The sequence below is a fragment of the Streptomyces aquilus genome (assembly GCF_003955715.1).
GTDB lineage: Bacteria > Actinomycetota > Actinomycetes > Streptomycetales > Streptomycetaceae > Streptomyces > Streptomyces aquilus.
In genome coordinates this window covers 6,681,840-6,696,781 of record NZ_CP034463.1, presented here as the reverse complement: position 1 = coordinate 6,696,781, position 14,942 = coordinate 6,681,840, and the positions used below count along the sequence as shown (strand labels likewise).

Sequence of the window (14,942 nt, the reverse complement as noted above, 5' to 3'; positions counted from 1 at the left end):
CCTCAGTCGCCGTCGGCGCCGAGCATCTCGTAGGTCTCGGCGAAGATCCCGGGCTCGCAGGCGTAGTGCTCGCCGCGCACTCCCTCGATGAGCATCCAGCCGGGCGGGATCTCGTCCGGCGCCGAGCCCCGCTCCATCGTGCGGATGCGGAGGACCCGCCCGCCGTCCCGCTCTTCCCAGGCGACGAAGTCGTCGCCGAGGAAGGCGCGGACGGCGGGCAGGTCCTCTTCTCGGCCCGTCCAGAGCAGCGCGCGCACGGTCACCGGACGCTTGCGGGCGCGGACGACTGGCATGAAGGGCTCCTGAGTGGTCGACATCGTGCACCACATTGTCAGGAGGTGGACAGAACAACCAGCCGTTCGGTCGCGCGTGTCATCGCGACGTAGCGGTCCACCGCTCCCTCCACTCCCGTCCCGAAGTTCTCCGGGTCGACCAGGATCACGAGGTCGAACTCGAGGCCCTTCGACAGCTCGGGAGTCAGGGAGCGGACGCGGGCCGTGGGTTCGAAGGTCTCGTCGCCGATGACACACGCGATGCCCTCGGCGGGGTGCTCGGCGAGCCAGGTGTCGAGGATCGACGGGAGGTCCGCGACCGGGCCGTGCAGGACCGAGATGCCGCTGCCGCGGATGGAGGTGGGGACGTTGGCGTCCGGGAGGGCGGCGCGGATGACCGGCTCGGCCTCTGCCATCACCTCTTCCGGGGTGCGGTAGTTGATGCTCAGGGACGCCATGGTGATGCTGGTCAGGCCGACGCGGCGCAGGCGCTCCTCCCAGGTCTCGGTGAAGCCGTGGCGGGCCTGGGCGCGGTCGCCCACGATGGTGAAGCTGCGGGACGGGCAGCGCAGCAGGAGCATCTGCCATTCGGCGTCGGTGAGTTCCTGCGCCTCGTCGACGACGATGTGCGCGAACGGGCCGGCCAGGAGGTCCGGTTCGGCGACGGCGAGTTCGGACTCGTCGACCAGGTTGCGCTGGAAGTCCTCGCGGCGCAGCTGGGTCATCAGGCCCTCGCCGTCCGGGTCGGCCGCGATCAGGTTCTCGACGACCTGCGCCATCTGCTCGCGCTGGGCGGTGAGGGCGGCCTCCTGCCGGCGTTTGCGGCCGTCCGCCTTCGGGTCGCCGAGGCGCTGCCGGGCGGCGTCGAGGAGGGGGAGGTCGGAGACGGTCCAGGCCGTCGGGTTCGCGCGTTGCAGCGTGCGGACCTCGTCGCGGGTGAGCCAGGGCGCGCACAGGCGCAGGTAGGCGGGGACGGTCCACAGGTCGCCCACCAGGTCCGTCGCCTCCAGCAGGGGCCAGGCGCGGTTGAGGGTGCCCACCAGCTCCTTGTTCTGGCGCAGCACCCGGCGGAACAGCTGCGGCGGGACGTCGTCGCGGCGGTCGTACTTCTCCTCCAGGATCGCGACCAGCTTGTCCCAGATCTGGCCGCGGGCCTCATTGTGCGGGGTGCCCGGTTCGGGGGCGTCGAAGGCCTCGGCCCAGTCGGCGGCGGTGAGGCGCAGGTCGGTGTGGTCGACCGTGACGGTCATGCCCTCGGTGGGCGGCTCCTCGTAGAACCGTACGGCCTTCTCGATCGCCTTCACCAGGTCCGCCGAGGACTTCAGCCGGGCCACCTCCGGGTCGGGCTCCAGGCCCGCCGCGGCGCCCTCCTCGACCAGGTCACGCAGGATGCAGGTCTGCACGCCCTCCTCGCCGAGGCTGGGGAGGACGTCGGCGACGTAGGACAGGTAGGGGCGGTGCGGGCCGACGAAGAGGACGCCGCCCCTGCGGTGGCCGAGGCGCGGGTCGGAGTAGAGGAGGTGGGCGGTGCGGTGCAGGGCGACGACGGTCTTGCCGGTGCCGGGGCCGCCGTCGACGACGAGCGCGCCGCGCGAGCCGGCGCGGATGATGGCGTCCTGGTCGGCCTGGATGGTGGCGAGGACGTCCCGCATCCGGTCGGAGCGGTTGCTGCCGAGGCTGGCGATGAAGGCGGACTGGTCGTCGAGGGCGACCTGCCGCTCCAGGCCGTCGGCGGTGAACACCTCGTCCCAGTAGTCGCTGATCCGGCCGTCGGTCCAGCGGTAGCGGCGGCGGCTGGTCAGGCCCATCGGGTGGGCGTGGGTGGCGGCGAAGAACGGCTCGGCGGCCGGGGAACGCCAGTCGATCAGCAGCCGGCGCCCCTCGCTGTCGGTGAGGCCGAGGCGGCCGACGTAGAGCGGCTCGGGGTCGTCGGCGGTGACCATGCGGCCGAGGCACAGGTCGAGGCCGAAGCGGCGCAGGGTGCGCAGCCGGGCGGTCAGGCGGTGGATCTCCGCGTCCCGGTCCATCGCGGCCCGGCCCGCGCCGCCGGGCGCCTTGAGCTCGGCGTCGAGGCGGGCGGACAGGTCGGCGATCGACTCCGCCAGGCTCGCCGCGATCGCCGCGAAGTGCCGCTCGTCACCGGCGATCTGGGTGGGGTCGGCCTTGGCGGAGAGACGGTCGGGGAGGGCGAACGCCGTGGTGGTGGCGGTTCCCTGGGGATTCACGTGATCAGCTCCGATGCGAGGCCGAGTGCGGCCGGTACGGCTGTTTACGGCTTTTTGTTGATTCTTACGACATTACGTGGACGGTGAGGGTCGTGAGGCTCCGGGCTCGGTGCCGTGGCGCCGGGCGGCCCTACCCGGCGGCAGCCTCTTCGAGCAGCAGCTTCGCCGCCACCGTCGCCCCGTCCGTACGGACCTCGGCCGCCAGGGACCGCGCCCGTTCTCGGGTCTCGGGGGCCAGGGCGACGGTGAGCGCGGCCGTCAGGGAGGCGTAGGTCGGTGTCGGGCCGTCGTGGGCCGCGCCGATGCCCAGCTCGGCGATCCGGCCGGCCCAGTAGGGCTGGTCGGCCATCTGGGCCACGACCACCTGGGGCGCCCCGGCCCGGGCGGCGGTCGTGGTGGTACCGGCGCCACCGTGGTGGGCGACCGCGGCCACCCGGCGGAACAGCTCCTGCTGGTTGACCTCGCCGACGACGAAGCAGTCGTCCGCGCCGTCGATCAGCGCCAGGTCGGCCCAGCCGCGCCCGAGCAGCACCCGGCGGCCCCGCGCCCGGACCGCCTCCACGGCCGCCCGGGAGACGTCGGCCGCGTCCCGCAGCGGCATGCTGCCGAAGCCGACGTACACCGGCGGGGCGCCCGCCGCCAGGAACTTCTCCAGGTCCTCGGGGAGCGGCCGGGCGTCGGTGCGGATCCAGGCGCCGGTCTGGACGACGTCGAGGTCGGCCGGCTCCTGCCAGGGGCTCAGGGCCGGGTCGGCCGCGAGCAGCGGGCGGTCGGTGAGGACGTGGTCGCGGAGGTCCGGCACCGGGGGCAGGCCGAGCTGTGCACGTTGGGCGTTGACCGCGCCGCCGAAGAGCTCGTTGAGGATCTCGGCGTTCTGGTCCCACAGCACCCGGTTGTCCGTGACGTCCGCCGGGAGCGGATGGCCCGGGAAGGCGAGCGGTGGGTGGTGCGGGGAGGGCAGATAGGACGGGAAATAGGAGACGAACGCGTACGGCACGCCCGCCTTCTCCGCCGCCGCCCGCGCACCGGCGGCGGCCGGGAGCAGGCCCGTCGCCACCACCAGGTCGCTCCCGGCGGCGACCGGGGCGACCGTCTCGTACACCGAGTCGAACAGTCCGGCGGCCCGCTCGGCCATGGTCGGGGGCAGTTTCGTCGGCTTCCCGGTCAGGGCGTCCGTCGCCAGCGCCCGCACCGACGGTCCGATCGGCACCAGCGGGACACCGATGCCGGCCAGCAGCTCCTCGAAGTCGGGCGGTGCGCACACCCGCACCTCCGCGCCGAGTTCCCGCAGCGCCAGGGCGAGGCCCGCCATCGGCTCCACGTCTCCGCGCGACCCGTAGGTCAGCAGCACAACACGCATCCGGGACTCCCCCATTTCCGCAGGTGACGGCTTCAGGCCGACGATTCTGCGGCACGAGGGGGGCCTTGCCGCAAGGCCCCCGGTGCGCTATACATTGAATATGGCAAGAGGTGTCCGCACCTTCTTGCCTTTCGTGTTTCCGGGCTCGGGTCAGCCTTGCAGGGACGTGCGGTGGCCGTGCGCCGGGTCCGCGGGGCAGACGAAGACGTTGAGGCTGCCGACCCGGCCCACGCTGACGTGGGTGGGGGCGAGGACCTCGTCCTCCAGGGGAATCCAGCTGCGGCTGCCGCCGTGTTCCGAGGGGCGGATCGCCAGCAGGAGTTCCATGGGCGTCCCGCAGGAGCAGACCATCGGGTGCGGTCCGGTGACACCCCAGTAGGCGTGACCGCCCACCTTCCAGCCGGCGGCCACCGCGAAGTCGGCGTCGTAGCTGAGGGGTTCGCCGCCGTCCTCTTCGCTCTCCCAGAGCCCTTCTTCCCACTCCTCGATCCTCAACTGGACCTCCTCATCGAGGAGTTCGGGCCAGGCGTACTCCACGACCCCCGGCTCCGGGTGCAGTACGCAGGGCTCGGGGACCAGGCCCTCGTAGCCGACGACCGGCGGCAGTGGCGGATTCGTGAGTACGGCGTCCGTCGCGGCCTCGGAGTCGCGCCAGCGCAGGTGGACGCCGGGGGTGTGCGGGAGGCCGTGTGCCTCGAAGGGGCACCACAGCACCTGGAGGAGGTCGCGGCCGGGCGGTGCCGGGAGGTTCGGCACGTCGCGGGCGTACAGCTGGGCCAGGGCGAGGAGCGGGACGGGGTGGGTGTCCCCGATGTCCGGGACCTTGTGGCGGCGCTGGAGGGCGGTGAGCCGTTCGCGTTCCCCGTCGGTGAGGGCGCGGTCGTGCGCGGCCGCGTGGATCCGCCGTTCCTCGTGGACGTCCTCGATCCTGCGGCCCTTGTTCCTCCGGTGCTCCTGTGTGCAGGTCGGCCACGGTTCGTCCGCGGGCCACAGCAGCGGGCCGCCCACCGAGCTGTCGTACGGGGTGGGTGTGCCGGGGCGGGGGTGCAGGCGGGTGGTGGTGCCGCGGTGGGCGGCGAGTTCGGGGAACAGGGCCTCGATGTCGAGAGGCCGGGGCGGGGTCGTACGGGGGCGGGTCATCGCAGCGGCTTGTAGTAGCCGAGGATCGCCTGGAGGGCCGCGAACCACTCGCGCAGGCGTTCCTTGGGCTTGGCCTCGACCTGGCACTCGTAGAACTGGCCGTTGTGCAGGACCACCGCGACGACGAGGGCCTTGCCGTTCGGGGTGGCCTTGTAGTGGACCGTGTGGATCTCGGGCCAGCTGAACTCGGCCTCCGCGTCGCGTATTTCGAAGGTGACGCCGGACATGTCGACGACCACGGAGTTGTGGCGGTCCACGGCGAGGAACTCCGGGCCTGCGGGGGCCGGCGGCTGGGGCGCGTATTGCGGGGGGTATTGCGGCGGGTGTTGCGGGGCGTACTGCGGGGGTGGTGGGCCGAAGCCTCCGGGTGGTGGGCCGTAGGGCGGCGGCTGGGTCATCGGTCCCCCGGTGAGTACCTCGTGCGACAGTCGTACAACTTCCGTGACGCAACTTACCTGGGGCCGTGAAACATTTCCCCGGGCCCACCGCATCAGTACAAGTGAGGACGGTGCACGCCGGGCACCCACGAGCAGGGGGAACACATGAGACAGGTCCTTGCGGACCAGTACGCGGAGTTCGCGGCGGCGCGTGCGGGGCATCTGTACCGCTCCGCGTGCCTGCTCACCGCCGGTGACACGCATCTCGCCGAGGATCTCGTGCAGGAGACCCTGGGCCGGCTCTACATCGCGTGGCACCGGGTGAGCCGGGTCGGCAACCCCGCCGGGTACGCGCAGACCGTGCTCACCCGGGCCTTCCTCGCCCACCAGCGGCGGCGCAGCAGCACCGAGCGGGCCACCGACACCTTTCCCGACCGGGCCGTCGCCGACCAGCGCGACGTACCGCTGCGGCTGACGCTGCTGGAGGCGCTGGCCCGGCTGCCCGCCAAGGACCGGGCGGTGGTCGTCCTGCGCTACTGGGAGGACCGCTCGATCGAGGAGACCGCCGACGCGATGCACGCCAGCTCGGCCGCGGTGCGCACGCGGTGCACGCGCGCCCTGGGCAGGCTTCGGGAGCTGCTCGGCGAGGACCTCGGCGAGTACGCCCGCTTCTGAACGCCCCCTCCCCCACGAACTCCTATCACTCAGACCTCGCGGAAACGGTGGTTTGCCATGCCCGTTGACCAGCACAGCGACCCCTTCGAGGATCGCGTCGCCGCCGAACTGCGTGCCGCCGGCGGCGGATTCGAACCGGACCTGACCGCGCTCACGACGGCCGGGCTGGCCCGTGGCCGCCGGCTGCGGCTGCGGCGCCGGGCCGCGGTGGTGGGCGGCGCGGCCTCGCTCGCGCTCGTCGGGGTGGGCGGCGCGCTGCTGCTGCCCGGTGGGGGTCCGGCCCCGGACCGGTCCTCGGTCGCCGCCAGTGGGAGCTCCTCGCCGAGCGCCGAGCCGAAAGTCCCCGCCGTCTCCGGCCAGGAGCTGCTCAGCACGCTCAAGGAGCAGCTCGGGCACGGCAAGTTCAGCGAGGAGCGCGGCAGCGGTACCGGGGACAGGGGAACGTACGCGGCGCTCGTGTGGGACGACGGGGACGGGGCGGCCGCCGTCTCCGTGAACCTGGACCGGGTGCAGCCGGGCGGGGACGAGGCCCGTCAGCTGGCCACGTGCCCGGACAAGCTGTTCATCCCCTACGACGACTGCAAGTCCAGCCGGCTCGACGACGGTTCGGTGCTGAAGATCGTCCAGGGGTACGAGTATCCGGACAAGCGCGTGCCCACCAAGTGGTGGTACGCCGATCTCGTCACCGCCAAGGGGCAGCACGTCTCGGTGAGTGAGTGGAACGCGGCGGCCGAGAAGGACGCGCCGGTCACCCGTGACCAACCGCCGCTGGACAACGCCGGGTTGCAGAAGGTGGCGACCGCGCCGGCCTGGCTGAAGGCGATCGACGCCCTGCCCGCGCCGCCCTCCCAGGAGCCGGAGCCGACGCACTCCGCGCCGGTCACCGATGTGACCAAGAGGCTCGTCAGCCTGCTCCCCGACACCGTGGAAGTGGTCTCGCACAGCAGTGACGAGGACGAGTACGGCTATGTGGTCGTCGACGACGGCAAGGGCAAGAGCCTCGTCGAGATCAACGTGCAGCCGAACATGGGGGACCTCCTCGGCGAGAGCATGTTCAGCGGTGCCGAGGACGTCGGCGACGGGACGATGCTCGTCACCCACGAGGACGCCGGTGACAAGGACGTCGCCGGCGCGGTCAGGTGGACCGTCGACACGGTGCGGATCAACGGCCTGCGGGTCGTGGTCAGCGCCTACAACCAGGGCGGGCCGCACGAGGCGCCCGGCCGTGAGAAGCCCGCCCTGACGATCGATCAGCTCAAGACGATCGCGCTCAGCTCGCTGTGGGGGCCGAGCCGGGAGGACCTCTACGGGCACAAGAGCGGTCAGAAGAACTCCGACCAGGGCTGATCCCAGATCTGCTTCACGCACAGCACCAGGAACAGCAGCCCCGCGATCACCAGCATCGCGTTGCTGAGCGGGCCGTTGCGCCATTCGGCCGGGGTGCGGGTGGAGTTGAGGAGCCAGATCAGGGTGCCGGCGAGGAAGGGGAGGAACGCCGCGCCCAGGACGCCGTAGAGGATGATCAGGCGGAAGGGCTGGCCCTGGAAGAGCAGGACGATGGGCGGGAAGGTCAGCCACAGCAGGTACGCGCGGAAGGGCCAGGAGCGTTCGCGTGCGCCGGAGGCGACCTCCTCGCCCTTCGCCGCCCGGCTGGTGCGGTAGCGGGCGACGAAGTCGGCGAACATCAGGCTCACGCCGTGCCAGACGCCGATGAGGGAGGTGAAGGACGTGGCGAAGAAGCCGATCAGGAAGAACTTGGCGGTCGCCGAGCCGTACTCCTTCTCCAGGATGTCGCCGAGCTGGATGAGGCCCTTGTCGCCGCTCGCGATGGCCACGTTCGCCGAGTGCAGCAGTTCCGCGCCGACGAAGAGCATCGCGATGACGAAGATGCCGGTGGTGGCGTAGGCGACGCGGTTGTCGAGCCGCATGATCTTCATCCAGCCGGTGTCGGTCCAGCCCTTGGCGTTGACCCAGTAGCCGTACGCGGCCAGCGTGATGGTGCCGCCGACGCCGCCGATCAGGCCGAGGGTGTTGAGGACCGAGTCCTTCTCGTCGGGCAGGACGGGGAGCAGGCCGGCGAGGGCGTCGGGGAGGTTCGGGGTGACGCGGATCGCCAGGTAGACCGTCACCACGAACATGACGCCCACCAGGACCGTCATGACCTTCTCGAAGACCTCGTACTTGTTGAACCAGACGAAGACCAGACCGACCAGGCCGCAGGCGACCGCCCACCACTCCAGGTCCATCACGTCGGGGAACAGGGCCTGGAGCGGCAGCGCGCTCGACGACATCGCCGCCGCCCCGTACACGAAGCCCCAGATCACGACGTAGACGACGAAGAACCAGGTGGTCCAACGGCCGAGGCTCGCCCAGCCGTCGAAGAGGGTGCGGCCGGTGGAGAGGTGCCAGCGGCCGGCGGCCTCGGCCAGCGAGATCTTCACCAGGCAGCCGATCACGGCGGCCCACAGCAGGGTGTAGCCGAAGTTGCTGCCGGCGATGAGGGTGGCGACCAGGTCGCCCGCGCCGACACCCGTGGCCGCGACGACGATGCCGGGGCCGATGTACTTCCAACTGGACTTGCGGGGTGTGGCGGTGGTCGATACCTGGGTGGTGGTGGGGTTTCCCGTGGTGTCAGCCATGAAGGTCAACAAACCGCAAAGGTCCGGCACTGACAAGAGGGCCTACGGCTGTCGCGGACCGCAGCCGTCCGCACCGCAGGTGCCCAGCTCGAACCACACCGTCCTGCCCGGCCCGTCCTGGTACCGGCCCCAGTGCAGAGCGAGCGCGTTCACCAGGAACATCCCGCGGCCGTTGGTGGCCCCGCCCGCCGCGGGCGCCCGGGGCACGCGGTGGCCGACGTCGGAGACCTCGCAGCGCAGGACACCGTGCGCGGCGGTGAGGGTGAGGCGGATGCGGCTGCCGGCGGAGTGCAGCAGGGCGTTGGTGGCCAGCTCGCTCACCAGCAGTTCGGCGGTGTCGGTGAGGCCGTCCCGGTCCGCGAGCCCCCAGCCCTCCAACTGCCGCCGGACCAGGGCACGGGCCTCGCGGACCGCGGTGGGACGGGGCTCGTACTCGACACTCAGATGGCCTGCCCCCAGCGGGGGCTGAGGGTACGAGGCGTACCGGGGACGCAGCATGGCATCAGGATGTCCGTCCGGGCCGCCCCGTACACGGGGAGGACCACCCGATTCACTACCTACGTACAGGAGTTCGAGGAGCCGATGCCAGAGTCCGACGCGAGGAGCCGATTCGCGCCAGCGTGTCTTTATGCGCTCTTGACCTGCTCATGCCATGCATCGACGATGAGCCGCACACCCGCACCACGTACGTCGCACTGAATCGCCACTCCCCACTCCCACAAGGAGACTTCATGCGACTTCGGACACGAGGCGCAGGCGCCCGGGGCGGCAGACGCACCGCCGCGTTCGCCGCCCTGCTCGCCCTGGCGCTCGCCGCGCCCCTGACCTCCATGGACGCGTCCGCCGACAGCGCCCGCAAGGCGGCGCCGTCCGCGGACGACATCCGGCAGTACGAGATCCACCAGCACACCACCCCGCTGACCCGCACGGCCATCCAGCAGGCGGGCGTCACGGTGGACGAGGCCGACGAGGAGACCGTCGTGGTCTCCGGGCGGGCCGACCAGATCAAGAAGCTCCGCCAACTCGGCTACGAGGTCCAGGCGTTGGGCTCCGCCCCGGACCGGCTGGCCGAGGACGAGCTGCGGCTCTACGACTTCCCGTCGGCCGACTCGCGCTATCACAACTACGCGGAGATGACGAACGAGATCAACGCCGCCGTCTCGGCCCACCCGGACATCGTGAGCCAGCGTGTGATCGGCACGTCCTACCAGGGGCGGAACATCGTCGCCATCAAGATCAGCGACAACGTGGCGACGGACGAGTCCGAGCCCGAGGTGCTGTTCACCCACCACCAGCACGCGCGCGAGCATCTCACCGTCGAGATGGCGCTCTACCTGCTCGACCAGCTGACCTCCGGCTACGGCACCGACTCACGCGTGACCAGCCTGGTCAACAGCCGTGAGATCTGGATCGTGCCGGACCTCAACCCCGACGGCGGCGAGTACGACGTCGCCACCGGCTCGTACCGCTCCTGGCGGAAGAACCGGCAGCCCAACTCCGGTTCCTCGTACGTCGGTACGGACCTCAACCGCAACTGGAACTACCGGTGGGGCTGCTGCGGCGGCTCGTCCGGGTCGACGTCCTCCGAGACGTACCGCGGGTCGGCCGCCGAGTCGGCTCCCGAGGTGAAGGTCGTCGCGAACTTCGTGCGCAGCCGGGTGGTCGGCGGGGTGCAGCAGATCAAGGCCGGGATCGACTTCCACACGTACAGCGAGCTGGTGTTGTGGCCGTTCGGGTACACGACCTCGGACACGACCACCGGGATGACGGCCGACGACCGCAACGCCTTCGCCACGGTCGGGCAGAAGATGGCCGCGAGCAACGGCTACACGCCGGAACAGTCCAGTGACCTGTACATCACCGACGGGTCGATCGACGACTGGCTGTGGGGCAACCAGAAGATCTTCGCGTACACCTTCGAGATGTATCCGACGTCCAGTTCCGGAGGTGGGTTCTACCCGCCCGATGAGGTGATCGCGCGGGAGACCGCGAGGAACCGGGACGCGGTGTTGCAGCTGCTGGAGAACGCCGACTGCATGTATCGGTCCATCGGGAAGGCGGCCCAGTACTGCAGCTAGTCGTCGGACGCGTCGTCGTTGTCTTCGAAGTACTCGTCGAGGACCGCGTCCAACTGCTCTTCCCACCGCTTGAAATCGGCCCTGGCCGTCGCCTCGATCTCGATCGGGTACCAGCGGCGGTCAGGGGTGTGGACGGTAATCGTGAAGCGCTTGCCGAAGCGGGGTGACTCCGTCTCGACCGCGCCGATCTCGTCCCAGCCGAACTCGCACCGCTCCTCGTCGAGGCTGAGGCGGACGCCCTTCGCGTCGGCGACGATCCTCGCGCGGCGGTCGGAGGCCTCGAAGACGGGGCCCTCGGCCGCCGCGTCCTCCTCGGTCTCCTCTTCGTCGGCCGTCTCCGGTTCCCCGGGGGCGGCCTCCTCCTGCGCGAGGGGCTCCTCGGCGTCCGCCGGCTCGGCGTCCTCGGGCTCGCCGGACACGGGTGAGGTCAGCCCGGGGATGAAGGCCGGGTCGAATCCGGCGCCTTCCAGGGGCTTGCTGCTCGAACCTATGCGCTGCTCCACGGTCGGAAGTATGGCGGACGAAGCTGTGTCATGGGGCCCCGGGGGCGGAAGCGGCGAGAGAAGGCCTTGCGGAAAATTTCTGCAAGATCTTGCCCGTCCGGAAACACCGCTGCTTGACTCGGCTCCCATGAGCCCCGAGACCGATGTCCTCGTCCTGGGCGGCGCCGGCGTCGACACCATCGTCCACGTCCCCGAGCTGCCGCTCCCCTACGCCGACAGCTACATGATCGAGCCGGGCATCGTCAGCCGCGCCGGACAGAGCGGGGACTTCGTCGCGCTCGGCGTGCACGCGCTCGGGCTGCGCGCCCATCACCTCGACGTCGTCGGCGACGACCACGAGGGCGACCTGGTGCGCGCGTTGCACCGGGACCGGGGCATCCCGTTCACCGAGGTGCGCTCGGCCTCGGGAACCAAGCGGGCGGTCAACCTGGTCGGCCCGGACGGGCGCCGGCTCTCCCTGTACGACATCACGCGCGGCCAGGACGCCGACCGGTTCCCCGAGGACACCCTGCGCACCCTCGCGGGTGCCGCCCGGCACGCGCACGTGGTGATCACCCACCCGTGCGCCCACGCGCTGCCGGTGCTGCGCGAGGCCGGGGTGACGGTCTCGACGGACCTGCACAACTGGGACGGCGAGAACCCGTACCACGAGGCGTTCGCCCTCGCCGCCGACCTGGTCTTCCTGTCCACGGCCGCGCTGGCCGACCCGGAGGCCACCATGAGGGACGTCGCCGCGCGCGGCCGGGCGGGTGTCGTGGTCGCAACCGCCGGGGCCCAGGGGGCGTATCTGCTGGCCGACGGCGAGCTGACGCACGTACCGGCCGTCGAGCCGCCCGCTCCGGTGGTGGACTCCAACGGCGCGGGCGACGCCTTCGCCGCCGCATTCCTGCTCGGCCGGCTGGAGGGCGCGGACCCGCTGCGCTGCGCGCGGTACGGGGCGGTCGCGGGCGCGTACGCTTGCACGGTGCCGTCGACCCGGGCGGACGCCATCGGCCGGGACGAACTCCTGGCACGGGTGGCCGATTTGGAGGCGGCGAAGGCCTTCGGCTGACCGGCCGGGGCCCGGAATCCGCCCCGGTACCGACCGGTTCTCCCCGCTCCGCGACCGTCCCGCCTGCCAGACTTTCCGGCCATGGGGACGATCTACGCGTTCATAGCGGGCGTCAACGCCTACCCGCCGCACATCGCCACACCGCTGTCCGGCTGCGTCAACGACGTGCGGGCGGCCCGGGAGTTGCTGGAGGAACGGGGCGGGGATGCCGTCGCGGTACGGACCGTGCTGGACGGGGAGGCGACGGTCGCGGCCGTCGAGGAGGGGGTCCGTGCCTTCCTCGGGGCGGCCGGGCCCGGTGACACGGCGCTGTTCTGGTTCTCGGGGCACGGCAGTGAACGGGTCGCCACCGGTGCGGAGTTGTTCGTCGAGGCGACGGGCTGGAGTCAGGCGGTGGTCTGCGTGGACGGCCCGCTGTCCGACAAGCGGCTGGGCGCGCTGCTGGACGAGGTGGCGGGGCGGGGGGCGCATGTCGTGGCGGTCCTCGACTGCTGCTTCTCGGGCGGCGCGACCCGCGAGGACCGGATCCCGGCGGACCTGACCGCCCGGCACGCGCCGGCCCGCCCGGAGTGGCCGGTCGCCCGCGACACCGCATCCCCGCGAGGCACCGCCCGCCATCTGCTGCTCGCCGCGAGCCGGCTCGACCAACTCTCCTACGAGGGCTGGTTCGACGGGCGCCGCCAGGGCATCTTCACGCACGCCCTGCTGGGCGCGGCACGGGCGGCGGGCCCGGACGTCACCTACCGGCAGTTGCTGGCGGCGGCGGACGCGCGGGTACGGCGGTCGGGGGGCCGGCAGCAGCCGGTGCTGTTCCCGGAGACGGCCGCGGTCGCCGATCTGCCGTTCCTCGCCGGCGCGGTGGCGGAGGACGCCGTCGGTGACCATCTGCTGCGCTGCGGGCCGGAGGGGTGGGAGGTGGACTGCGGGACGGTGCACGGGCTGCGGGGCGGGTCGGATGCCGGGGGCACGGAGTTCGCCGTGGTCGGGACCGGGCTCGCCGTACGGGCTCGTGCGGTGCGGGCCGAACGGGCGCTGGTGGAGCCGGTGGGCTGGGTGCCGGACCCGGAGCGGGTGTACCCAGTCGCGCCGACCGCCCTGTCGACGCCGCCCGCGACGGTGAGCGTCGAGGGGGCGGACGAACGGCTCCGGGCGGCCCTCGCCGCGTACGACACTCCGCTGCTCCAAGTCGTCGACGGTCCCGAGGACTTCGGTGACCTGCACTTCCGGGTGGTGCCGGACGGTGGTGCGGTGGAGGTGCTGGGGCGGGACGGGACGCGGTTCGTGGAGCCGCTGCGGCTCGGCGCGCGGTCGGCGGTGCGGGACGGTTCGATCGCCGGAGGGGCAGCGTCGTACGACGCCGAGGGCCTCGTCGGCTGTCTCGCGCACCTGACCCGCTGGCACCGGCTGCGGGACCTCACCTCCCGCCCCTCCGTCCTGGACAACCAGGTGCGGGTGGAGATCGTCCCCTGGGGCGGCGGGGACGCGCTGGTGCCGGACGGGCACGGGGAGATCGTGTGCGCGTACGGCCCTGACAGGGAGCCGCCGTTGGTGTCCGTCCGGCTCACCAACCGTTCGCAGCGGCCTCTTTGGTGCGTCCTGCTCGATCTCACCGACAGCTACGCCAGCGATCCGGCGCTGTTCCCGGGCCACTTCATCGGGCCGGGGCGGACGGGGCACGCCCTGGACGGGGGGCCGATGCGCCTGGCTCTGCCGGCGTCCAGGGCCGAAACGTCCGGCGCGGAGGTACGGGACTGGCTCAAACTGATCGTCGCGGAGAGCGAGTTGAACACCGTGCCGTTCCGGATGCCGGCGTGGAGCCCGTGGGCGGCCGGCACGGGCGAGGAGGTGCTGCGCTTCGGCGCCCCCTCGGACGGCCGCGACCTCGGACCGGCCGGCCAGGGCACCCCGGGCCGCTGGGCAACCCGCACGGTCGCCCTGCGGACCGTCGTCCCCTAGGGCGCCAACTGCACGTAGTACGGCTGGAGTACGGAGTTGAGCCACTCCCGGCCCTCGGCCGTGTCGAAGTCCACGGTGTCCTCCTCCTCGGCGCGCAGGGCGCCGGCCGGGCCGCGGTCGCCGAACAGGACCACCGTGCGGTCGGCCGGTTCCCGCTTCGACGCCCACAGCAGGCCCTGGGCCCAGGGTTCGGTGTGGCGGCGGATCCAGTGGGCCCAGTCGCGGGTGTACGGGTACTCGTGGGCCTCGGTGTGCACCAGCCAGGTGTCCTGGTGGACGGCGGCCAGGTCCTGGGCGCTGACCAGCGGCAGGACGTTCAGGTCGGCGGCGAGCCGCAGGGTGCTCAGGCGGCGGCCCTCGACCGCGCGGCGCGGCAGCAGGCGCGGTCCGCCGGCCGGGTCGAAGGGCAGCGAGCGCAGCAGGGTCTCGCAGACGGCGGCGGTGGGGCCGAGGCCGGCGTAGAGATACCCGTAGGTGTCGCAGGAGGTGGCGTCGAAGCGGCCGCCGCCGTAGAGGCAGTGGGAGGGCCTCGGGTTGAAGCCGGCGGCGGGGCGGTGGGAGCCGTGGATGCGGTAGAGCGGGGTGCCGCGGGTGAGCGTGACCTTGCCGGGGGTGCCGGTCAGGGCGTCGGGCGGCCGGTAGTTGGGCACGGTCAGTCACTTCCCA

General features: G+C 72.0%; 14 protein-coding genes. 5 read left to right on the top strand and 9 right to left on the bottom strand.

The window, feature by feature from the left end; genetic code table 11:
* Positions 1–2: 2 nt before the first annotated feature.
* The 5 genes from EJC51_RS30960 to EJC51_RS30940 form a co-directional block, all read right to left on the bottom strand.
* A complete protein-coding gene (locus tag EJC51_RS30960) occupies positions 3–293 on the bottom strand; it encodes a hypothetical protein (protein WP_126274088.1) in 291 nt (96 codons plus the stop codon).
* Positions 294–331: 38 nt separating this feature from the next.
* The gene (helR, locus tag EJC51_RS30955; protein WP_126274087.1) at positions 332–2,497 is read right to left on the bottom strand and encodes an RNA polymerase recycling motor ATPase HelR; all 2,166 of its coding nucleotides are present in this window, start codon (positions 2,495–2,497) and stop codon (positions 332–334) included.
* A gap of 130 nt (positions 2,498–2,627) precedes the next feature.
* A complete protein-coding gene (locus tag EJC51_RS30950; protein WP_126274086.1) occupies positions 2,628–3,857 on the bottom strand; it encodes a glycosyltransferase in 1,230 nt (409 codons plus the stop codon).
* A 150-nt stretch (positions 3,858–4,007) separates the two neighbouring features.
* On the bottom strand, positions 4,008–4,997 hold the full coding sequence (locus EJC51_RS30945; protein WP_126274085.1) for a hypothetical protein: 990 nt from the start codon (positions 4,995–4,997) through the stop codon (positions 4,008–4,010).
* Complete coding sequence (locus EJC51_RS30940; protein ID WP_126274084.1) at positions 4,994–5,395, bottom strand: hypothetical protein; 402 nt, start codon at positions 5,393–5,395, stop codon at positions 4,994–4,996. Before EJC51_RS30940 ends, EJC51_RS30945 begins: the two co-directional genes overlap by 4 nt.
* Before the next feature lie 144 nt (positions 5,396–5,539).
* On the opposite strand from EJC51_RS30940, the gene EJC51_RS30935 reads away from it, so the two are divergent.
* Positions 5,540–6,049 carry a SigE family RNA polymerase sigma factor gene (locus tag EJC51_RS30935; protein ID WP_126274083.1) on the top strand — a complete coding sequence of 170 codons (510 nt, stop codon included), beginning with the start codon at positions 5,540–5,542 and terminating at the stop codon, positions 6,047–6,049.
* Between the two features lie 57 nt (positions 6,050–6,106).
* On the top strand, positions 6,107–7,396 hold the full coding sequence (locus tag EJC51_RS30930) for a hypothetical protein (protein WP_244362929.1): 1,290 nt from the start codon (positions 6,107–6,109) through the stop codon (positions 7,394–7,396).
* Here EJC51_RS30930 and EJC51_RS30925 read toward each other — a convergent pair.
* Positions 7,372–8,688: an Nramp family divalent metal transporter gene (locus EJC51_RS30925; RefSeq protein ID WP_126274082.1), complete on the bottom strand. Its 1,317-nt coding sequence runs from the start codon at positions 8,686–8,688 to the stop codon at positions 7,372–7,374. The genes EJC51_RS30930 and EJC51_RS30925 overlap by 25 nt on opposite strands.
* A gap of 42 nt (positions 8,689–8,730) precedes the next feature.
* Positions 8,731–9,186, bottom strand: coding sequence for an ATP-binding protein (locus EJC51_RS30920; protein ID WP_126274081.1), 456 nt, complete (start codon positions 9,184–9,186; stop codon positions 8,731–8,733).
* Between the two features lie 233 nt (positions 9,187–9,419).
* Here EJC51_RS30920 and EJC51_RS30915 point away from each other — a divergent pair, with 233 nt between their 5' ends.
* A complete protein-coding gene (locus EJC51_RS30915; RefSeq protein WP_126274080.1) occupies positions 9,420–10,766 on the top strand; it encodes a M14 family metallopeptidase in 1,347 nt (448 codons plus the stop codon).
* Here the strand turns inward: EJC51_RS30915 and EJC51_RS30910 are convergent.
* Positions 10,763–11,269 (bottom strand): hypothetical protein, encoded by a 507-nt coding sequence (locus EJC51_RS30910; protein ID WP_126274079.1) that lies wholly within the window; start codon positions 11,267–11,269, stop codon positions 10,763–10,765. The genes EJC51_RS30915 and EJC51_RS30910 overlap by 4 nt on opposite strands.
* A 127-nt stretch (positions 11,270–11,396) precedes the next feature.
* On the opposite strand from EJC51_RS30910, the gene EJC51_RS30905 reads away from it, so the two are divergent.
* Entirely contained in the window at positions 11,397–12,320 is a 924-nt protein-coding gene (locus EJC51_RS30905; RefSeq protein ID WP_126274078.1) for an adenosine kinase, read from the top strand.
* Positions 12,321–12,401: 81 nt separating this feature from the next.
* A complete protein-coding gene (locus EJC51_RS30900) occupies positions 12,402–14,276 on the top strand; it encodes a caspase family protein (RefSeq protein ID WP_126274077.1) in 1,875 nt (624 codons plus the stop codon).
* Here EJC51_RS30900 and EJC51_RS30895 read toward each other — a convergent pair.
* Positions 14,273–14,926 (bottom strand): RES family NAD+ phosphorylase, encoded by a 654-nt coding sequence (locus EJC51_RS30895; RefSeq protein WP_126274076.1) that lies wholly within the window; start codon positions 14,924–14,926, stop codon positions 14,273–14,275. The two genes, EJC51_RS30900 and EJC51_RS30895, sit on opposite strands and share 4 nt — an antisense overlap.
* Positions 14,927–14,942: the final 16 nt, after the last annotated feature.

Excerpts from the sequence above, each read along its gene's own strand:
- EJC51_RS30905 (WP_126274078.1), top strand. The coding sequence starts at position 11,397 with ATGAGCCCCGAGACCGATGTCCTCGTCCTGGGCGGCGCCGGCGTCGAC.
- EJC51_RS30925 (WP_126274082.1), bottom strand. The coding sequence starts at position 8,688 with ATGGCTGACACCACGGGAAACCCCACCACCACCCAGGTATCGACCACC.
- EJC51_RS30960 (WP_126274088.1), bottom strand. The coding sequence starts at position 293 with ATGCCAGTCGTCCGCGCCCGCAAGCGTCCGGTGACCGTGCGCGCGCTG.
- EJC51_RS30950 (WP_126274086.1), bottom strand. The coding sequence starts at position 3,857 with ATGCGTGTTGTGCTGCTGACCTACGGGTCGCGCGGAGACGTGGAGCCG.
- EJC51_RS30935 (WP_126274083.1), top strand. The coding sequence starts at position 5,540 with ATGAGACAGGTCCTTGCGGACCAGTACGCGGAGTTCGCGGCGGCGCGT.
- EJC51_RS30920 (WP_126274081.1), bottom strand. The coding sequence starts at position 9,186 with ATGCTGCGTCCCCGGTACGCCTCGTACCCTCAGCCCCCGCTGGGGGCA.
- EJC51_RS30930 (WP_244362929.1), top strand. The coding sequence starts at position 6,107 with ATGCCCGTTGACCAGCACAGCGACCCCTTCGAGGATCGCGTCGCCGCC.
- EJC51_RS30945 (WP_126274085.1), bottom strand. The coding sequence starts at position 4,997 with ATGACCCGCCCCCGTACGACCCCGCCCCGGCCTCTCGACATCGAGGCC.
- EJC51_RS30900 (WP_126274077.1), top strand. The coding sequence starts at position 12,402 with ATGGGGACGATCTACGCGTTCATAGCGGGCGTCAACGCCTACCCGCCG.
- EJC51_RS30940 (WP_126274084.1), bottom strand. The coding sequence starts at position 5,395 with ATGACCCAGCCGCCGCCCTACGGCCCACCACCCGGAGGCTTCGGCCCA.
- EJC51_RS30915 (WP_126274080.1), top strand. The coding sequence starts at position 9,420 with ATGCGACTTCGGACACGAGGCGCAGGCGCCCGGGGCGGCAGACGCACC.